11 protein-coding genes are annotated in these 19,909 nt (G+C 67.7%); 9 read left to right on the forward strand and 2 right to left on the reverse strand.

All coding sequences use genetic code 11. From position 1 onward, the window contains the following. Nucleotides 1–2 precede the first annotated feature (2 nt). The 9 genes from recG (at nt 3) to AC5P76_RS00855 (ending at nt 16,595) form a co-directional block, all read left to right on the forward strand. Nucleotides 3–2,114 carry an ATP-dependent DNA helicase RecG gene (recG, locus tag AC5P76_RS00815; RefSeq protein ID WP_253118322.1) on the forward strand — a complete coding sequence of 704 codons (2,112 nt, stop codon included), beginning with the start codon at nt 3–5 and terminating at the stop codon, nt 2,112–2,114. A gap of 409 nt (nt 2,115–2,523) precedes the next feature. Beyond that, nucleotides 2,524–3,462, forward strand: coding sequence for a nucleoside hydrolase (locus tag AC5P76_RS00820; RefSeq protein WP_065175735.1), 939 nt, complete (start codon nt 2,524–2,526; stop codon nt 3,460–3,462). A gap of 88 nt (nt 3,463–3,550) precedes the next feature. Further along, nucleotides 3,551–3,793: a type B 50S ribosomal protein L31 gene (locus tag AC5P76_RS00825; RefSeq protein WP_005410871.1), complete on the forward strand. Its 243-nt coding sequence runs from the start codon at nt 3,551–3,553 to the stop codon at nt 3,791–3,793. Nucleotides 3,794–4,089: 296 nt separating this feature from the next. Further along, nucleotides 4,090–5,367 (forward strand): citrate synthase, encoded by a 1,278-nt coding sequence (locus AC5P76_RS00830; protein ID WP_053520043.1) that lies wholly within the window; start codon nt 4,090–4,092, stop codon nt 5,365–5,367. A 289-nt stretch (nt 5,368–5,656) separates the two neighbouring features. Continuing rightward, entirely contained in the window at nt 5,657–6,175 is a 519-nt protein-coding gene (locus AC5P76_RS00835; protein WP_065181680.1) for a CS1 type fimbrial major subunit, read from the forward strand. A gap of 52 nt (nt 6,176–6,227) precedes the next feature. Then, on the forward strand, nt 6,228–8,987 hold the full coding sequence (locus AC5P76_RS00840; RefSeq protein WP_065181679.1) for a TcfC E-set like domain-containing protein: 2,760 nt from the start codon (nt 6,228–6,230) through the stop codon (nt 8,985–8,987). Further along, complete coding sequence (locus tag AC5P76_RS00845) at nt 8,984–10,114, forward strand: CblD like pilus biogenesis initiator family protein (protein WP_253118323.1); 1,131 nt, start codon at nt 8,984–8,986, stop codon at nt 10,112–10,114. The genes AC5P76_RS00840 and AC5P76_RS00845 overlap by 4 nt, the downstream gene beginning before the upstream one ends. A gap of 22 nt (nt 10,115–10,136) precedes the next feature. Beyond that, nucleotides 10,137–10,844, forward strand: a complete 708-nt coding sequence (locus AC5P76_RS00850) for a pilus assembly protein (protein ID WP_197600564.1) — start codon at nt 10,137–10,139, stop codon at nt 10,842–10,844. 51 nt (nt 10,845–10,895) lie between these two features. After that, a complete protein-coding gene (locus AC5P76_RS00855; RefSeq protein ID WP_495222591.1) occupies nt 10,896–16,595 on the forward strand; it encodes an ESPR-type extended signal peptide-containing protein in 5,700 nt (1,899 codons plus the stop codon). A gap of 84 nt (nt 16,596–16,679) precedes the next feature. Here the strand turns inward: AC5P76_RS00855 and AC5P76_RS00860 are convergent, their stop codons facing one another. Continuing rightward, entirely contained in the window at nt 16,680–17,327 is a 648-nt protein-coding gene (locus tag AC5P76_RS00860) for a hypothetical protein (protein WP_065175739.1), read from the reverse strand. A 154-nt stretch (nt 17,328–17,481) separates the two neighbouring features. Beyond that, nucleotides 17,482–19,902, reverse strand: a complete 2,421-nt coding sequence (locus AC5P76_RS00865) for a penicillin-binding protein 1A (protein ID WP_065181675.1) — start codon at nt 19,900–19,902, stop codon at nt 17,482–17,484. Between the last annotated feature and the right edge of the window lie 7 nt (nt 19,903–19,909).

Below are 19,909 nucleotides of genomic sequence, written 5' to 3' on the forward strand. Positions count from 1 at the left end.
CCGTGGCACGCAAGGCGGCGGTCACTCCGGTCCTGTCACCGTCCGGCGAAGCATCCCTGGCGATGCTCGCCGGCGTGGGTCCGGCCGTGGCCGCCAAGCTGCAGGCGCGTGGCCTGGCCACCCTGCAGGATCTCTGGCTTCACCTGCCGCTGCGCTATGAGGACCGGACCCGGCTGACCCGCATCGAAGACCTGCGATCCGGCGTGCCGGCACAGGTGGAAGTGCGCGTCGTCGCGGTCGAGCGCGGCATGCGCTACCGGCCGATGCTGAAGGTGGCGGTCGAGGACGAGGGGCAGGGCACCCTGGTGCTGCGCTTCTTCCATTTCCGCCAGCAGCAGGTCGGCCAGTTCGCGGTCGGCAACCGCCTGCGCTGTTTCGGAACGCCCAAGCCGGGCCACCTTGGCCTGGAAATCGTTCATCCCAGCTACCAGGTGCTGGGGCGCAACGATGATCCTGAACTTGGCGACCGCCTCGATCCGGTGTATCCCACGGTGGAAGGTGTGGGCCCGATGACGATGCGCAGGCTGATCGGCCAGGCACTGGATCGCCTCCCCGAAGAAGCCGCGCTGGAACTGCTGCCCGTCGGCTGGCTCGATGGCCTCGGCCTGCCGTCGCTGCGCAGTGCGCTGTTGACGGTGCACCGGCCGCCACCGGATGCCGACCTGGCCGCGCTGGCCGCCGGCACCCATCCGGCGCAGCGCCGGCTGGCGATGGAAGAACTGCTGGCACACCATCTCAGCCTGCGTCGCCAACGCATCGCGCTGCAGGCGCATCATGCGCCGCCGCTGGCCGGCCCCGGTGCGCTGGCCAAGGCCCTGCTGAAGCAGCTGCCGTTCGCCCTCACCGGTGCGCAGGCGCGCGTGTTCAAGCAGATCCGCGAAGACCTCGCGCGACCCCGTCCCATGCTGCGGCTGGTGCAGGGCGACGTGGGTTCCGGCAAGACCGTGGTGGCCGCGCTGGCCGCCATGCTGGCGGTAGAGCAGGGCAAGCAGGTCGCGCTGGCTGCGCCCACCGAACTGCTGGCCGAACAGCATCTCAACAATCTGCGCGGTTGGCTGGAGCCGCTGGGCGTACGTATCGCCTGGCTGGCCGGCAAGGTCACCGGCAAGGCGCGCGCGAAGGTGATGGAACAGGTCGCCAATGGCGAAGCGCAGGTGGTGGTCGGTACCCACGCGCTGATGCAGGAGGCGGTGGTGTTCCAGGACCTCGCCCTGGCCATCGTCGACGAACAGCACCGCTTCGGCGTGCACCAGCGCCTGGCGCTGCGCGACAAGGGCGCCGGCGGCAACAGCGTGCCGCACCAGCTGGTGATGACCGCCACGCCGATTCCGCGCACGCTGGCGATGTCCGAGTACGCGGACCTGGACGTATCGGCCATCGACGAACTGCCACCGGGCCGTACGCCGGTGCAGACCGTGGCCCTGAACAACGACCGCCGTCCGGAGCTGATCGAACGTATCGCCCTGGCCTGCGCGGAAGGGCGGCAGGTGTACTGGGTGTGCACGCTGATCGAGGAAAGCGAAGAGCTGGATGCCACGCCCGCACAGGCCACCTTCGAATCGCTGCAGGCGCTGCTGCCGGGCGTGCGCGTGGGGCTGGTGCACGGGCGGATGAAGGCCGCCGAGAAACAGGCGACCATGGTCGCGTTCAAGGCCGGTGACATCGACCTGCTGGTGGCGACCACGGTGATCGAAGTGGGTGTGGACGTGCCCAATGCCTCGCTGATGGTGATCGAGAACGCCGAGCGTCTGGGCCTGGCCCAGCTGCACCAGCTGCGCGGTCGCGTCGGCCGCGGTTCGGCGGTGTCGCGCTGCGTGCTGCTGTACCAGGCGCCGCTTTCGCAGATGGCGCGTGAGCGTCTGCAGACCATGCGCGACACCAACGATGGCTTCGTCATCGCCGAGAAGGACCTGGAACTGCGCGGGCCGGGCGAACTGCTTGGCACGCGGCAGACAGGCCTGGCCGGCTTCCGCATTGCCGATCTGGCACGCGACGCCGGCCTGCTGCCCGGCGTGCATGACCTGGCCGAGCGCCTGCTGTCCCAGCAGCCCGCACTGGCCGACCGCGTGGTCAAGCGCTGGATCGGCACGGCCGTGCGCTACGCCTCGGCGTAAGCGGCCTCTGTGCGCTGCGCGCGGGAGTCGAGCATGGCTCGGCTCTACAGACAGCGCTTTCGATCATTTCCATGTTCATCCACGCATTGCGTGGATGTGTCGACCAAGGTCGACACCTGGCAGAGCAGAACGCCGTTCCGACAGACCGCGGGAAACTGTCGAAGGCGGGGTGGGTCCGGTTGCGGGGGCGTGAGCGCCATGGATGGCGCGACCGAGCTTACATGGACGTACTTGCAGCGTCCCCCGCAACCGGGCCCACCCCGCCATCCCACGGAAAACCAGCTTTCGCCGTTGCTCTGGCGTTTGCCGTTGATTCGGCGGGTGCAGGGCACAGCCCTGCCAGAACCCCCATGCTTGCAACGGTCATCATCCCGGTCCACACTTCGTTGCCGATCTGAAGACGGCAACGATGACCCACAAGATCCCCCTGTTGATCGACACCGATCCCGGTGTGGACGACGCCCTGGCCCTGCTGATGGCCTTTGCCGATGAACGGCATGACGTGGTCGCCCTGACCATCGCCGCCGGCAATGTCGGCCTGCAGTACACCGTCCGTAACGCCCTCAAGCTCTGCGACATCGTCGGCCGTCCCGACGTGCCGGTGTTTGCCGGCAGCCCCGATCCGCTGCTGCATCCCTCCGTCGATGCCGCGCATGTGCACGGCCGTGATGGCTACGGCGATGTCGATCTGCCACCGCCGGGCCGACAGGCCGAAGCCGAGCATGCCGCGCTGGCGATCCTGCGCCTGTCGCACAAACATGCCGGCGAACTGATGCTGGTGATGCTCGGCCCGCTGACCAACCTGGCGCTGGCGCTGAAGCTGGACCCGACCCTGCCTCAGCGCATCAAGCGCATCGTGGTGATGGGCGGCGCGGTCACCTGCCACGGCAACATCACGCCGGCGGCGGAGTTCAACATCGCCTTCGATCCGGAAGCGGCGCACGTGGTGTTCACCGCATTCAAGCACCTGCTGGTGTCGGACTGGGAAGCCACCGTCGCCCACGGCCTGCCGCTGCAGCAGGCCGAGACGTGGCTGCAGGCCGATTCGGAGCGCGCCCGCTTCTATGAGCTGATCTCGCGCAAGACCCGTGGCCTGTCCGAAGACAGCAAGGGCGGACGCTGGTACACCGCCGATGCCCTGGCCATGGCCTGGGCGCTGAACCCGGAAGGGCAGCTGCGCGTGGAATCGCGGCCGCTGAACGTGGAACTGAACGGAACGTTCAGTCGCGGCGCGACCCTCGTCGACTGGAACCGCCAGACCGGCCAGCCGGACAACTGCGACCTGCTGATGGCCTACGACCAGGCCCGCTTCGAAAGCCTTGTGCGGCAGGCACTTGGCGCGGACTGAGCGCGGATCCACGCAACCGGTTGCCCCAAGGGGCGGCCGGTGCTTATAATGCCGCTCTTGACCACCAGCCCATTTACGGTGTGAGCCCATGAAGGCCGATATCCATCCGAACTACCGCGACGTCGTCTTCCATGACGTCACCTCCGATTTCAAGATCCTGACCCGCTCCACCATGGCGACGAAGGAAACCATCCAGTGGGAAGACGGCAACGAATACCCGCTGGTCAAGGTTGAAATTTCCTCGGCTTCGCATCCGTTCTACACGGGCAAGCACAAGGTCATCGACACCTCGGGCCGCATCGACAAGTTCCAGAAGCGCTACGCGCGCTGATCTGTCGATCCCGCTCCGAACCGACGGCCGCGCTCTGCGCGGCCGTTTGTTTTTCCCCGGCGCCTGCCCAACAGGCGTTTGGATGGACAGAACACTGCGTTCGCGTGACAACGCTTTTGCCGATCCGGGCCACTCGCTGGCCGGGTTCCGGCCGCCTGCCGTCTACGACTTCCGTCTAGCACCGGGCAAATGCTGCTGTGCGATAATGGCGTGATCCACGACACAGGTCGTGGACGTCATTCACGTGCCTGACCAATGCGCTTGGGCAGGCGCCTTCCCATGAAGGAGCGCACACAGTGTCCGATCTTGATCAGGTCACGCTCAACGCCGGCGACACGTCGGTCGTTCTGCCCGTCATCAAACCCACCCTTGGCAACGACTGCGTCGACATCGCGAAGCTGACCAAGGAAACGGGGTACTTCACCTACGATTCCGGCTTCACCGCGACGGCCAGCTGCAAGTCCGCCATCACCTACATCGACGGCGACAAGGGCGTGCTGCTGTACCGCGGCTACCCGATCGAACAGCTGTCGGAAAAGTCGAGCTACGTCGAAGTGGCCTACCTGCTGATCAACGGCGAGCGTCCGAGCGCCGAGCAGCTGAAGGCCTTCACCGATGAGCTGGCTGCCGAGGCCAACGTCCCCGATTCGATCAACACCCTGATCGGCAGCTTCGCCAAGGATGCCCATCCGATGGCCATCCTGGCTGCCGCGATCGCGCAGCTGTCGGCCGTCTACCACGACGCGCTGGACCTGTCCGACGCCGAACAGCGCCGCCAGGCCGCTGTGCGCCTGATCGCCAAGGTGCCGACCCTCTCGGCGCTGATCTACCGTCACGGCAAGGGCCTGCCGGCCAACACGCCCGACACCTCGCTGGATTACGTCAGCCGCTTCCTGAAGCAGACCTTCGAGTCGGCCGACGGCCAGTACGAACTGAATCCAGACGTGGTCAAGGCGCTGGACCTGCTGTTCATCCTGCACGCCGACCACGAGCAGAACGCGTCCACCTCGACGGTGCGCCTGGTCGGCTCGACCGGTGCCAATCCGTATGCGTCGGTTGCCGCAGGCGTCACCGCGCTGTGGGGTCCGGCCCATGGTGGTGCCAACGAAGCCGTGCTGAAGATGCTGGAAGAAATCGGTTCGGCCGACAACGTGGAATCGGCCGTGCTCAAGGCCAAGGACAAGACCTCCGGCTTCCGCCTGATGGGCTTCGGCCACCGCGTCTACAAGAACTTCGATCCGCGCGCCAAGGTCATCGGCGAGATGACCAGCAAGGTGCTCAAGCAGCTGGGCGTGCAGGACCCGCTGCTGGACGTGGCCGTGAAGCTGGAGCAGGCCGCGCTGCAGGACGACTACTTCGTCGCCCGCAAGCTGTACCCGAACGTCGATTTCTACAGCGGCATCATCTACAAGGCGCTGCAGATTCCGACCGAGATGTTCACCGTCATGTTCGCCCTGGGCCGTACCTCCGGCTGGGTGTCGCATTGGCTGGAACAGCAGGTCGATCCAGAAATGAAGATCGGCCGTCCGCGCCAGGTCTACACCGGCAGCGACGTGCGCGACTACCAGGGCTGATCGCCCCGCAATCGCAACGTGGAAGAACGCCCCCGCAAGGGGGCGTTTTTTTTTGCCCATGCCGTGGTCGTGCCCTGGTCGGAGCAATGCCGAAAGCGTCGCATTCTGCTGGTCACGGCACGCGCGATGCGTGTGTGATGTCGCAGAAGTACGCGTAATCGGCAATCAAGAAACGTTGCATGTACACCGCAGGAGCCGATCAATACCTTGACCGCGCTGCTGGCAGGGCAGGTCCGTGCCGGCAGTGCTTCCATCCAGGAGGCAACCCAATCCATCAGAGAGAGAAACCATGTCGCACATGTTCAAGAAGGCCGCCCTGGCCGTGGCGCTCGCCGGCGCTTCGCTGACCGCGCAGGCCGCCGTGGAAACCAACATCACCGTGTGGGCGAACGTCGATCCGACCCTGTCCCTGCTCAAGGCCGACGGCACCGCGCTGCCGGACGCGGTGCAGCTGGTCTACCGCGCCGGCGGTGCCGGCCTGTCGTCGTGGAGCGAAGATGTGCGCATCTTCACCAACGACACCGAGAAGGACGTCAGCGTGCGCCTGGCGGCCGACGCCGTGCTGCGTCCCGACCTGGCCGCACCGGGTGCCATCAACGTGCCGCTGACGGTCAGCCTCAACGGCCGCGCCCTGGAGACCACCCCGATCGACTTCGCTGCAGACGACCTGTTCGACAGCGCGATTCCGGGTGCGTCGATCGCCATGCCGCTGCGCGTGCAGCAGACCGTGTCCGGCGAGATCAACTTCGCGGGCCTGTACAGCGGCACCGTTGCGCTGGTCGTGTCGCAGAACACCGCCGCGCCGTAATCCCCACCGCGCCGGCCCGTGCGCGGGCCGGCCGGCCATCGGTTGTCTCCCCATGTTGATACCTGCACCTGCCCACAGCCGGCTGGCGGTCGCGCTCGCCCTGACGTTGGCCATTCCGACCCTGCCGGCTGTCCACGCACGGCCGGTACCGGCCGGTTTCGAAGACCTCGCCAGCGGCCAGACCGAGCGTGTCGAGGTACGCCTGTTCGGGCAGTCGGCCGGCCTGTGGTCCGCCTGGGTCACGCTGGATACGGTGCAGCTGGACCAGCCCGCGCAGGTTCTGGAAGCCCTGGGTCTCAGCGCCGATGCGCGCGACGCGCTGCAGGCGGCACTGGCTGCACCGCTGCCGCGCAACAGTCATCTGGCGTGTCCCTACGGCCAACCGGATCCCGGCTGCGGCTGGATCGACAGTCCGGACGATCCCGCGCAGGTGCACGCCATCTTCGATGAAAGCGATGGCGTATTGATGTTGTTTCCGGCACGCCGGTGGCTGCCACAGCAGAGCGCGCAGCGCTCGCCGTTCCACCAGGTGTCCGAGCAGGCACAGAACGCGCTGCTGCAGCAGCAGACCGTGAATTTCAGTGGGGGGGATGGCTATCAGGCGTTGAGCGTGCAGGGCAGCACGGTGCTTGGCGTGCTGCGCGATGGCCATGTCGCCAGCAGCTGGAACTACAGCCGCCAGGCGCGGCAGGGTTATCGCGCGCATGACCGCTTCCAGCTGGACGATCTCTACTATCGCCACGATCTTGCCCAGCGCCACTACGTGCAGCTGGGCCGCATGGACCGGCGCAATCTGTCCAGCCAGCAGGGCGGCACCTTCGGTTTCGGCATGCTGCCGCTGGATCGCTTCGAAGGGCTGCGCGTGGGTACCACGCAGGCCTACGTCGATACCGACGCGAACGTCACCTCCACCCCGTTGACCGTGCTGCTCGGCCGCGATGCACGCGTGGACGCCTTCGACGGTGATCGCCTGCTGCAGACCTTTTACCTGCAGGCCGGTGTCAACGATCTCGATACGCGCCGGTTTCCGCTCGGCAGCTACACCGTCACCCTGCGCATCTATGAGGATGGCCGCTTCGTGCGCAGCGAGGAGGCGCCCTTCAGCCGGGGCGGCGACTGGTCCGAGCGCAGCCTGCAGTGGTTCGTGCAGGGCGGGCGGCGTCGTGCGCATGCGACACGTGCAAGTGACATCGGCGATGCGTCCGACACGGCGGTACAGGCGGGGTTGCGCATCCCCCTTGCGCGCAACTACGGCATGACAGCGGGTATCGCCCGCGTCGCCGATACCGGTTACGGCGAACTGCGCCTGGAGGGACGCCAGCAGTTCGGGCGGCATGACCTGCAGGCGATGGTCGGTGTGCTGAACGGAGGCGACGGCAGCCACGGCCTGCAGCAGCAGCTGAGCTATCGCCACTACGCGTCCTGGAATGTCTATCGGCAACGCCTGCGTGGCGGTGCGTGCCAGAGCAGCACGCCGGTGCTGCATGACCGTTTCGGTTGTGTCGATGCGCTCAGTGCCTCGGTATCGGCGCCCCTGTTCGGCGGCAGCCTGTACCTGGGATACACGCGCCGGCGCAGCTTCACCCCGGAGTGGAGCCTGCCCGGCGAAGACGACGATGCCTGGACGGGCCTGCCGCCGGGCCTGTTGCCGCCTCATGTGCCGGCGCTGCGTCCTGCGCAGACCTCGCGCAGCCTGCAGGCCAGTTACAGCCGTACCCGGCAGTGGCGTGGACTGAGCATCGGCAGCCGGCTGGGGGTGTGGCAGCAGGACACCGATACCGGCAGCGGGCGCGGGCCTGCCCGTGATCGCGGCCTCTACCTGAACATTGCAGTCTCGCGGCTGCAGCGGATCGACGACGGCAGCGTGCAGCAGCGCGTGGCGCTGGACATGCGCCAGCCCCAGCACAGCCGCCCGGATGCCCGCCTGGGCCTGTCGCATTCGCTGCGGCAGGAGCGCGACGGCGACGCGCGCGATCTGGGCGCCGAGCTGAGCGCGTACAACGACGACCGCTACAGCGCGCTGGCCAGCGCCCGTATCGACAACCGCTTCGGGCAGAGCGGTGCATCGGTGTCGTACTACCAGCACCACGGTGGGGGTGAACTGGCCTACAGCGGCAACCACACGTCGGGGCTGTCGCTGTCCGCACGCGGGCTGCACTGGGGCGGCGCCCATGGCGCGGATGCCGGGGTAGTGGTCAGCGTGGACGATGCGCGCGATCTGGAGCTCAGTGGCGCGGCTGCCGACATCCGCGCCGGCAGCAACCGGCGCCGCATCCTCGGCTTCGGTGAGCGCCGGCTGCTGCCGCTGGGCGGCTACCAGCGTCATCGCGTGGACGTGCAGGACGCCAGTGCGCACGACAGCGACGCCGCAGTGCGTGTCGCCCGCCTGGGCGCGGCGCAGCACGCCTTCCTGCTGCCGGGAAAGGTGATCGCGCTGCCGGTCACGCTGGACGTGACGTACACCTTCATCGGCAACGCACGCGACATCGCCGGTACCCCGCTGGAAGGCGCCCGCATCCTCAATGCGCCGGTGCCCTCGCTGGGCCGCGACGGCGGCTTCATCGCCGAATTCCCGCAGCGCGAGCCGGTGCTCTACCTGCTGCGTGCAGGCGACCTGCTGCAGTGCCCGCTCACCGTGCGTGAGCGCCGCAGCGTGGTGCTGCTGGTCGGCCAGGTGCAGTGCGAACCGCTGGCGCTGGAGCAGTTGCCGGCACCGATCCGCCACCAGGCGCGGGTACAGCGCCTGTTGAACGAACTGGCCCCGGTGGCGGGGCGCAACGAACGCAACGTGATGAGTGGAGGTGCGCGATGAGGACCGCATGGAGGCTGCTGCTGGCCGCGGCCTGCCTGCTTGGCAGTGCACAGGCGCTGGCACAGCGCCCACCGGCAACGACGCCGGCCACCGGCGTGATCACCACCGACATCGTCCGCACCTTCGACCGCTCCGCGCCCGAAGCGCTGGAGCTGTGGGCGCCCAGGACAGTGCTCGGGTACGGGGAGGTGGAGCTGGGGTACGGGAAGATCCATCTGACGTGTGATGAAGACCCTGCGTATGGGCGTTGTCCGACGCGTGATACGCAGGAGGGGCCTGTGTCCCACGCATCCTTCCCACTTCAGTTTCGCGAACTGAGAAGCGGTCAGGACATCGGCATCGACGTTGTAGGGTGGATAGAGCGGGCCGAGTGGCAGCGCACTTGCAGCGATGATTTCTGGGATAAGAACAGATATCCGCTCTGGAGTTCCACGACTCGCGATTGCCAGATACCTCCAGGTGGTACAGCTGCGCGGCTCATCATTCACAGTGAAGACGTCGGGAATCTCGTTGCGGGTCGTTGGAGAGCAGAACTCCGCCTCAACCTGCGCATCGATCCCGACGGCCCGATCGTCGCCACCCATGTGTTCCGGTTCGATCTGACCATCACCGATCGCGACCGCACCATGATCTACCTGCCCGAGTTCGGCATGGCCGAGCCGCTGGTGGGCCTGCAGCTGGACTACCGGCCGATTCCCTCACCCGGCACGATCGGTGGCACCGCCGTGCTGGACATGTGCCTGTACGACGGCATGGGCTCGCAGAGCGAGTATCTGGCCATCACCGCGCGTGACATGGGCCCCTCCGCGCCCGGGCGTCCGCCATCGCAGTACTCGGTCTGGCACCGCGACGGTGGGCGCGAGGCACAGGACCGCCTGGACTACCAGCTCACCCTGGACCACAGCGGCCAGAAGATCGCCCTGCACAACAACGAGGAAGTGCTGCTGCGCGGCATCGATACCGCCGAGCTGCGGCTGGTGATGCTGCCCGACATGAACCAGTGGGTGTACTGCGTGCCCACGCCGCTGACCCTGGAAACCCCCCGTGTGCCGGCGTCCGAGAAACGCGAGGGCTACTACGACGGCCGCCTCAAGCTCGAAATGCGCCTGCCGACCGACCGCCTCTGACCTTCCCCTGGAACCCGATCCCATGAGCAAGATTCCCCTGGCCGGCGCGCTGCTGCTGGCCCTTCTGCCAGCGGCACCGGTGCTGGCCAATCTCAACGTCCACCCCATGCGCGTGCACGCCGAAGCCGGCAAGACCACGACCGTGCGCGTGCACTCGCAATCACCGCAGCCGCAGTACGTGCAGGCCACGGTGAAACGCATCCTGCACCCGGCCAGTGACCACGAGGAAGAAGTCGATGAGGCCGTCGGCACCGCAGCGGTCATGGCGGTCACGCCAGGACGCTTCGGTCTGGCAGGAGGCGGCACGCGCCTGATACGGATCATTCCGCTGCAGCCGGTCGAGCAGGAAACCGCGTTCCGCATCTACTTCGAAGGCGTACGCGGTCCTGATGACAGCACGCCGGAGGTGCCGGTGCAGGGCGCCAGCGCCACGCTGGGCGTCAGCCTGGTCTGGGGCGTGCTGGTCAATGTGCTGCCCGCCGAGGGGCGCGTCGAGATGGCCCTGGACGGTGATCGCCTGTTGAACCGCGGCACGCTGCGGCTCGGCGTCAACCAGGTGCAGGACTGCGCCGCGGACGGCCGCTGCACCACGCACGAGATCAAACGCAGCCTTTACCCCGGCGCGGCGATGACGCTGCCGTTCGTGCCCCGCGCCGGTGGGCGCGTGGAGATCGACTACCGGCTCAGCCACGCCGGCTTCCGTGAGCACCGGCAGACGCTGCAGCCCTGACTGCCTGGCCTTGCGCCCCCAGGTTCCCGTTTCCCAACCACCGAGACATCGATGAATCGCATCTACCGTTTGATCTGGAATACCCGACTGCGTTGCTGGGCGGTTGCCAGCGAGCACACCCGTTCGCGCGGCAAGCCGGCTTCGGCGGCACGCCCGCTTGCCGCCGCCCTGTGCGCGATGTTGGCCGCTCCCGCATTCGCGACCGAGCCTGCACCGGATCCGTTGAGCGTGCCCGACGCCATTGCAGCGGAGGCTGACGCAGCACCGGCAGAGTGGGACGCGTTGATGAGCGCGTTCATCGGCTCGCCTGCCACGTCGCGCAGTGTCGGCACTACCAGCTACCAGAACGTGCTGATCGGTGGGGGTTCCACGGTCAACAGCACCAAGGGCGTGGCCATCGGCGTGGGTTCGGTCACGGCGTTCGACGGCATCGGTATCGGCAACAATGCCCAGGGACTTGCCGGTGGCGTGGCCATCGGCATCAAGGCGGGCACGGGAAGCGGCGAAGGGGGCACTGCGATCGGCAAAAGCGCCACGGCGCTGGGAGTCGGGGCCGTCGCGATCGGCCTCAACAGCTACGTTGGCGCGTCCGGTAACAGTGCGGTCGCGGTCGGGCGCAATGCCCGGGCCGAGGGTAGCGATGCCACGGCGATGGGGCCGAGGGCACAGGCGTCGGGATCCAGATCGGTAGCGCTGGGCAACAATGCGCAGGCACAGGCGCAGGGATCCGTCGTCATCGGTGACGGCAGCAGACTTGCCAACGGCAACGCACACCACGCCATCGTGATCGGCAGCGGTGCGCGCTCCGGCGGCTACGATGCGGGCATCGCCATCGGCCGGAACGCCGTGACCGACGGCCACGGCAAGGCCGTGGCGCTGGGTGCCAACGCCAATGCCGGGCAGAGCAATGCAGTGGCCCTGGGCGCCGGCTCGGTCACCAGTGCCAGCAACCAGGTCTCGGTGGGCAATGACACCCTGAAGCGCCGCATCGTCAATGTGGCCGATGGCACCCTCAGCACCACCAGCAGCGAAGCAGTGACCGGCAAGCAGCTGCACGCCACCAACCAGAGCATCGCCAGCGCGACGGGCACGGCGAACGCGGCGAAGACGGCCGCAGACCAGGCTGCGACGAAAGCCGGGCAGGCCTTGGCCAGGCTGGATGGCAGCCGCATCGCGATTGGGACCGGTGCCACTGCAACGGGCACCAACAGCACCGCCATCGGCAATGCCGCCGATGCGTCCGGTGGCTACAGCAACGCCCTGGGTTTCCAGGCGTCCAGCGCCGGCAGCAACGCCGTGGCGATGGGCACCCTGGCATCTGCGGACGGCAGCAGTGCAGTGGCATTGGGTAACCGCGCGCGGACCGAGGGGGGCGACAACGGCGTGGCCATCGGCAATGCGGCATTGGCCTACAACAATGACGGTCTTGCACTGGGCAACAATGCCCGCAGCGGCGTCAATGCGGCCGGTGAGCGCGTTGCCGCGTCCAACGGCGGCGTGGCGCTCGGCACCGGCTCGCGCAGCGGCAATGGCGGCGTGGCATCGGGCCTGCGTGCCTCGGCCACCGGCGACCGTGCCGTGGCCATCGGCAACGACGCCAAAGCCGACGTGATCCATGCCACCGCACTGGGCTATCAGGCGGCGGCCACCGCCAACCAGGCCACGGCGCTGGGCCGCGGCAGTGTGGCAAGCGCCCGCTTCGCTACATCCGTCGGCAATCTGTCCGAAGCGACGGCCGAGAGCAGTGCCGCCTTTGGCGACCGCGCGCTGGCCAACCACACCGGTTCGGTGGCGCTGGGCAGTTCCTCCACCACCTCCGGCAGCAACCAGGTCTCAGTCGGTAATGCCACGCTCAAGCGCCGTATCGTCAATGTGGCCGATGGCACGCTGAGCAGCACCAGCACCGAGGCGGTCACCGGCAAGCAGCTGCATGCGACCAACCAGAATGTCACCGCAGTCAGCCAGGCGGCTACTGCGGCCCAGGCCGATGCCACACGCGCGCTGACGGCCCTGGCCAGCACCACCACCGCCGTCGGCCAGGGGGCGTCGGCGGGTGGCAATGCCGTGGCGGTCGGCCATTCGGCGAAAGCGGAGGGCTCCCACAGCAACGCCTTCGGTTACCAGGCCAGCGCGGCTGGCGCCAACGCGGTGGGCGCGGGCACCCTGGCGGGCGCCGCGGCTGACTCCTCGGTGGCGCTGGGCAATCGTGCCGCCGTGGATGCCACCTCCAGCGGCGCCATCGCACTGGGCACCAACGCCAAGGTCAATGCGCAGGCGGGCAACAGCGTCGCCTTGGGCGCGGGCTCGGTGGCGACCGGCGCCAACCAGGTCTCGGTGGGCAGTGCCACGGTGAAGCGGAACATCGTCAATGTGGCTGACGGAACGCTGAGCACCACCAGCGCCGAGGCGGTGACCGGCAGGCAGCTGCATGCCACCAACCAGAACCTCGCCACGGTGAATGCGCTGGCCAACACCGCACACAGCATCGCCAACGATGCGCAGACCAAGGCCAACGCGCTGGGGGGGCTGCTCAGCCAGAGTGCCGGCAACAGCGACGTCCGCGTCGGTGCCAGCAATACCGGTGGCGCGGTGGACATGCGCAACCAGTCCAGCGCCAACCGTCGCGTCACCGGCGTGGCCGACGCGGCACTCAGCAGCACCAGTGCCGATGCGGTCAGTGGCCGGCAGCTGCATGCCACCAACCAGAACGTCACGCAGGTCACCGCCACCGCCGCCACGCTCAGTGGCCTGGTCGGCCAGGCGGCAGCCGGCGGCGATCTGCGGCTGGGCGCGCAGAACAGTGGCACCGTCCTCGATGTCCGTAACCAGGGCAACGCCAGCCGTCGTATCAGTGGCGTCGCCGATGGTGTGCTGAGTGCAGCCAGTACCGACGCGGTGAGTGGTCGCCAGCTCAACACCACCAACCAGAACGTGACCACGGCCACCACCCTGGCCAATACGGCGCACAGCGTGGCCAACGCCGCCCAGTCCACCGCCAACGATGCACAGGGCAAGGCCAACGTGCTCGGTGGCCTGCTCAGCCAGACCTCGTCCACCGGCGACGTACGACTGGGAGCCGCCAACAGCGGCGGCGTGCTGGATGTGCGCAACCAGGGCAACCAGGCGCGTCGCGTGCACGGCGTTGCCGCCGGTCAACTGTCGGCCACCAGCGACGATGCAGTCAGCGGCCGCCAGCTGTTCGACAGCAACGCGCAGATCGCCCGCAACCGTACGGACATCGACCGCCTGCGCGAGGACTTCGAGGGCTTCGATCCGGACCTGTCCGATGTGGTGCGTTTCGACGCAGGCGGCAATGTCGACCTGGAGGGTGGGCGCCTGCTCGCCGTAGGCGACGGGCAACTCAGTGCCGACAGCCGCGAGGCGGTCAATGGCGCGCAGCTGTTCGCCACCAATACGAAGGTGGCCGAGCAGGGCGCGCAGATCGCATCCGCCCGGGACGACCTGGACGCGTTGCGCGTGGACTTCGACAACTACACGCCTGACCTGGGCAGCGTCGTGCAGTTCGGCGAGGACGGCACGGTGGACCTGAAGGCTGCGCGTCTGGTCGCTCTGGCTGATGGCGAGATTGCGGCAGGCAGCCGCGAGGCGGTCACGGGCGGGCAGCTGTTCGTGACCCATGAGCGGGTGTCGGTGCTGGAGGAGGCGCAGAAGTATGCAGTCGTTGGTGCCGATGGAGAGAGCCTCGCGGCGCGCGCCGGCCATCTGGCTACCTCGATGGGCAGTGATACAAAGGCTCTCGGCTCCGGATCTACCGCAATTGGCAGCTTCGCTGATGCGCAGGCAACCAATTCAGTTGCGCTGGGACGTGCGGCTCAGGTCTTGGCGGGTGCCGATGACGGATTCGCACTGGGTGCACGCTCACGTGTCAGTGCCGAGAACGGGTTGGCGATCGGTGGCTCTACCCAAATTTGGGAGGGAGCAACCAACAGTGTTGCGCTAGGCTACGGATCTGTCGCTACTGAGGCGGGTGTGGTATCGCTAGGTGGTCAAGGTCTCAGGAGGCGAGTTACTAATGCGATGAATGGTGTTCACGCCTATGACGTAACCACTGTCGAGCAGCTCTCCGGCGTGGTGAACGCTCTCGGCGGCGGCGCGGGCTTTGCCGTGGACGGCAGCGTGATTGCTCCTTCCTATGGTGTGCAGGGCGCTGTACACGTCACCGTAGGCGATGCACTGGCTGCGCTGGATGCAGGCGTGGACAGCAATCGTGGCGGACTGGATGCGATGGACGCGCGCCTCGATACGCTGGATCAGGCGCGGGCGATGGCGGATGCCAGTGCCGTGCGCTTCGGCGCCGACCGTTCCGCCGTCGATTTCGGTGGCGCGCGCCTCATCAACGTTGGCGAAGGCGATATCAGCCACGCGGGCAGCCGGGAGGTGGTCACGGGCGGGCAGCTTCATGCCAGCAACCAGCGGATCGCAGGCCTGGAGGAGAAGCACCTTTATGCGGTCGTGGGCTATGACGAGCTGAGCAAGCCTGCACAAGCAGGGCTGCTGGCCACGGCAATGGGAAGTGATACATTGGCTATGGCTGAGGGGGCCACTGCAATCGGCAGTTTTGCTCAAGCTCGGGGCAAAAATTCAGTTTCTCTGGGTCGTGCGGCATTGGTTCATGAGGGTGCGGAGAATGGCTTTGCGCTGGGTGCGCGCTCGCAAGTGCAAGTGCTCAATGGTGTCGCACTTGGTTCTTCCGCTGTAGTTCACTCTGGCGCCACTCAGAGTGTTGCACTTGGTTCATGGTCTGAAGCGCGAGGAGCCAATGAAGTTTCATTGGGGCATGCGACTCTCAAGCGCCGCGTAACCAACGCTGCCAACGGCCGCGATGCCAGCGACCTCACCACCGTTTCCCAGCTCCGCAGCGCCTTCGCGGCTTTCGGCGGCGATATGCGCATGGATGCCGACGGCAACATCATCGCGCCGGAGTTCCACGTGCAGGGCCAGCGGCAGGCCACGGTCGGCGATGCGCTGAAGTCGCTCGACGGCGCGGTGGTCGACACGCGCCGGGATCTGGCCAGCATCGATGCGCGTTTCGAGCGCCTGTTCGACGATGGCGGCGTCCGCAATGACGGTACCGGCCAGCTGCGGCTGGCCGGGGAACACGGCAGGGTGCTGGGCAACGTGGCCAACGGCATGATCGCGCCGGGCAGCCGCGATGCGGTCAATGGCGGTCAGCTGCACGCCGTGCAGCAGCAGCTCAACGGCCGCATCGACGGACTGCAGTCGCAGATCGACGGGTCGGCGACGGCCAGCCGCCAGGCAGCGGTGGACGACGTCGCTGGCGAGTCGCCGGCGGACAGCCAGACCCCGGCCCCGCCGGTCAAGGACGCGCCGTCGGTGGCCTCCACCGACACGCCGAAGCCGAAGCCGGAAGCCGACGATCCGTTGCCGCAGGTGGACTCGCGTGCCGTGGATCAGGCGGTGAACCAGGCGCAGGCCTACACAGACCAGGCGATGGCCAGCGTGGACCGCCGGCTGGACCGGATGGACAAGCGCCTGAACCGGATGGCGGCGATGGGCAGTGCGCAGGCGGCGATGGCGATGAACACCGCCGGCCTGCAGACCTACAACCGCCTCGGCGCGGGTGTGGGCCATGCCGAAGGCGAGTCGGCGCTGGCGGTGGGTTACCAGCGCGTGCTCAACGAGCGCGGCTCGGCCACCTTCAGCCTCAATGGTGCCTTCACCAACAGCGGTGAGCGCACCGTGGGCGTGGGCTTCGGCGTGGGCTGGTAACCGGCAGGGCGACGCGGTCCGGTCGCCCTGATGCATGACGACGCCCCACGCGGTCCGCCGCGTGGGGCGTCTGCGTTGTGGGGCTCAGATGCTGCCGAGATAGCTTTCGATCTGCTCCTGGCTGAGCAGTTCGCGCAGCTGGGCCTGCGAGGCGCGCCGCATCGGCTTCTCGTCGACCGGTGACAGCGGTGCCTGGCGCAGGGCGTCATACGGCAGCACGGCCAGGTCGAACGTCAGTTCCTCCGCACTGAACACCCAGACCGGCACGTCCAGGCTGCGCTCGCGGTCCAGGCGCAGCCGGCGCACGCGCGACTCGGCCGGAATGCCCTGTTCGTCCAGGAAGCGATGCACGGCTTCGGGGTCGTCGCTGTGCAGATGGACCTGCACGGGGCTGTTGGCATCGGCGGTGCCGTCCAGCACCGGGCCGACCAGGCGCGGGGCGAAGGCATGCAGGAATTCCAGTGCGCGCAGCGCAGCTTCGCGACGGCGCTGCAGCTCGTTGCCGTGCTGGGGGCCAGCGAACAGGCGCTGGTACTCGCGCAGCGCATCCTCGATCTCGACATTGCGGGGCAACGAGGCATCGTCATGGATGCCGAGCCGGCTGGCCGCCTTCAGTTTGGCCTGGTGGAAGTCGCGGATGCCGCCTTCGGCCATCAGGCGGGCGGCTTCGTGGGCGAGGCGGTGACGACGCTCACGGGTCTGGGTGGTGGCATGCTGGCGGGCGCGATGCATGCGGGAACTCCTGTTGCGACCTGGCTACAGACTAGCGCAACGGTGTGACATCTGCGTGGGGAATGGAACAGGGATACGGGGCCGGCCCACGCTCGGCTGGCCGGGCCGTCGAGCCGGGCATGCGCCGGCTCGACGGTGACGCCCGCGGCGCGCGTCAGAAGATATCGAACGCAGCCGCGTCGGCTTGCGGGGTATTGAGGTTGAGGTCGTAGTCCGTCAGGCGATCCATGTCCTCCACCTTGACCCATTCGGTCGCGCCGTTGAGCGTGGTCTGCACCATGCCGCTGGGCGGATCGTTCTGCGCGATCGGCGTGTCCTTCAGCGCGGTGCGCATGTACTCGATCCAGATCGGCAGCGCGGCCTTGCCGCCGTATTCGCGGTAACCCAGCGAACGGAAGTCATCGCGGCCCACCCACACGGTGGTCACGTACGGGCCGCCGAAGCCGGAGAACCAGGCATCGCGGTGGTCGTTGGTGGAGCCGGTCTTGCCGCCCACGTCCTCGCGGCCGAGCACCTTGGCCTGGGTACCGGTACCGCGCTGGACCACATCGCGCATCATCGACACCAGCTGGTAGGCGGTGCGTGCATCGATCGCGCGCGGCGCGGTGCGCGCATCCGGGTTGACCGGTGCGGCAGCGGTTTCGGTGGTGGCCTGCGCCTTGGCGGCGGCCGGGTCCGGCGTGGGGGCCGGGGCACCGAAGTTGAAGCCGTCCACGACCTGGCTGACCGGCTGGTCGCTGCTGCCGGCACAGTCGCGGCAGGCCAGTGCCGGGTTTTCCTTGAACACCAGGTTGCCGTCGCGGTCGTTCACCTGGTCGATCAGCCAGGTGTCCACGCGCGAGCCGCCGTTGGCGAACACGGCATAGCCACGGGCCACCGACAGCGGGGTCAGCGAGGCGGTGCCGAGCGACATCGACAGGTTCGGCGGCAGCTCCGATTCGGCGAAGCCGAACTCGCTGATGTACTTGCGGGCGTAGTCCACGCCCATGCCGTCGAGCAGGCGTACCGAGACCAGGTTGCGCGACTGCACCAGGGCTTCGCGCAGGCGCATCGGGCCGCGGAAGCCACCGCCATCGTTCTGCGGTGCCCAGGTCTTGCCGCGGCGGTCGCGGAACACGACCGGGGCATCAAGCACGATCGAAGCCGGGTTGTAACCCTTGTCGAACGCTGCGGCATAGACGAACGGCTTGAAGCTCGAACCGGGCTGGCGACGGGCCTGGGTGGCGCGGTTGAACTTGTTGCCGGAGAAGCTGAAACCGCCGACCAGCGCCTTCAGGGCACCGCTGTGGGCATCCAGCGAGACCAGCGCGGACTGGCCGCGCGGGATCTGGTCCAGCAGCCACTCGCCCTCCTTGTCGCCGGCGCGCACACGCACGATGTCGCCGCGCTGCACCAGCTTGCCAGGGGTCTTGTTGGTCCACCGGGCGGCACCGGCCGGCAGCACGATCTCGCTGCGGTTGGCCAGCACCACCGTGGCGCTGCCATCGGCACCGGCGCTGGCAACGATCGCCGGCAGCAGGCCGGCCTGCGCCGGGATGCCGCGCAGATGTTCGGCCAGGGCGGCGGCATCGTCGCCGGCCCCCAGCTGCACCTGCTTCTCCACGCCGTGCCAGCCGTGGCGGTGGTCATACAGCAGCAGGCCGTCACGCACCGACAGGTTGGCCGCGGTCTGCAGGGTCGAATCGATGGTGGTGGTGACGTGGTATCCCTTGTTGACCACGTCGCCGCCGAAGCGCGCGATCATCTCCTGGCGCACCAGTTCGGCCACGTAGGGCGCCTCGACCTGCACCGGCGGCTCATGCGCGGTGGCATGCATCGGCACGGCCTTGGCCGCATCGGCCTCGGCCTGGCTGACGAACTTCAGATCGGCCATGCGCTGCAGCACATAGTTGTCGCGGCGCTGGCGGGCGCGTTCCGGGTTGGAGATCGGGTTGCCGGAGGAGGGGAACTTCGGGATGCCGGCCAGCGAGGCCATCTCATCCAGGTCCAGCTCGGCCAGCTTCTTGCCGTAGTAGAACTCCGCTGCCGCGGCCACACCGTAGGCACGGTTGCCGAAGAAGCTCTTGTTCAGATACAGCTCGAAGATCTCGTCCTTGCTCAGCTCGGACTCGATCTTGCGGGCCAGCAGGATCTCGGCCAGCTTGCGGGTGTAGCTGTACTCGGAACTGAGGAAGAACTGGCGGGCCACCTGCTGGGTGATGGTGGACCCGCCGGGCACGCGCTTGTCGTTGGTGGTGGCCAGCAGCCACACCGCGCGGGCGATGCCCTTGTAGTCCACGCCGCCATGTTCATAGAAGCGGGCGTCCTCGGTGGCCAGGAAAGCCTGCTTGAGCTTCTCCGGCACGTCCTTCATGGTGACCGGGGTGCGCCGGGTCTCGCCGAACACCGCCATCAGCTTGCCGTCGGCGGCATAGACGTACATCGGCTCCTGCATCTCCACGTCGCGCAGGGTCTGCACGTCGGGGAGCTTGGAGGACACAGCGTAGTAGAGACCGCCCACAGCGGCCGCACCGATCAGCGCCAGGACCAGGACAATCAGGAAGATCCAGCGCAGCCAGCGGCGGAGTCGAGTCATCGGGTTC

This window comes from Stenotrophomonas sp. YJH_SMC_36, assembly GCF_059369935.1.

What these genes read in the sequence shown, in the direction of transcription:
- AC5P76_RS00850 (WP_197600564.1), top strand. Translation starts at nt 10,137, where the DNA reads ATGAGCAAGATTCCCCTGGCCGGCGCGCTGCTGCTGGCCCTTCTGCCA.
- AC5P76_RS00835 (WP_065181680.1), top strand. Translation starts at nt 5,657, where the DNA reads ATGTCGCACATGTTCAAGAAGGCCGCCCTGGCCGTGGCGCTCGCCGGC.
- AC5P76_RS00855 (WP_495222591.1), top strand. Translation starts at nt 10,896, where the DNA reads ATGAATCGCATCTACCGTTTGATCTGGAATACCCGACTGCGTTGCTGG.
- AC5P76_RS00865 (WP_065181675.1), bottom strand. Translation starts at nt 19,902, where the DNA reads ATGACTCGACTCCGCCGCTGGCTGCGCTGGATCTTCCTGATTGTCCTG.
- AC5P76_RS00825 (WP_005410871.1), top strand. Translation starts at nt 3,551, where the DNA reads ATGAAGGCCGATATCCATCCGAACTACCGCGACGTCGTCTTCCATGAC.
- AC5P76_RS00845 (WP_253118323.1), top strand. Translation starts at nt 8,984, where the DNA reads ATGAGGACCGCATGGAGGCTGCTGCTGGCCGCGGCCTGCCTGCTTGGC.
- AC5P76_RS00860 (WP_065175739.1), bottom strand. Translation starts at nt 17,327, where the DNA reads ATGCATCGCGCCCGCCAGCATGCCACCACCCAGACCCGTGAGCGTCGT.
- AC5P76_RS00840 (WP_065181679.1), top strand. Translation starts at nt 6,228, where the DNA reads ATGTTGATACCTGCACCTGCCCACAGCCGGCTGGCGGTCGCGCTCGCC.
- AC5P76_RS00820 (WP_065175735.1), top strand. Translation starts at nt 2,524, where the DNA reads ATGACCCACAAGATCCCCCTGTTGATCGACACCGATCCCGGTGTGGAC.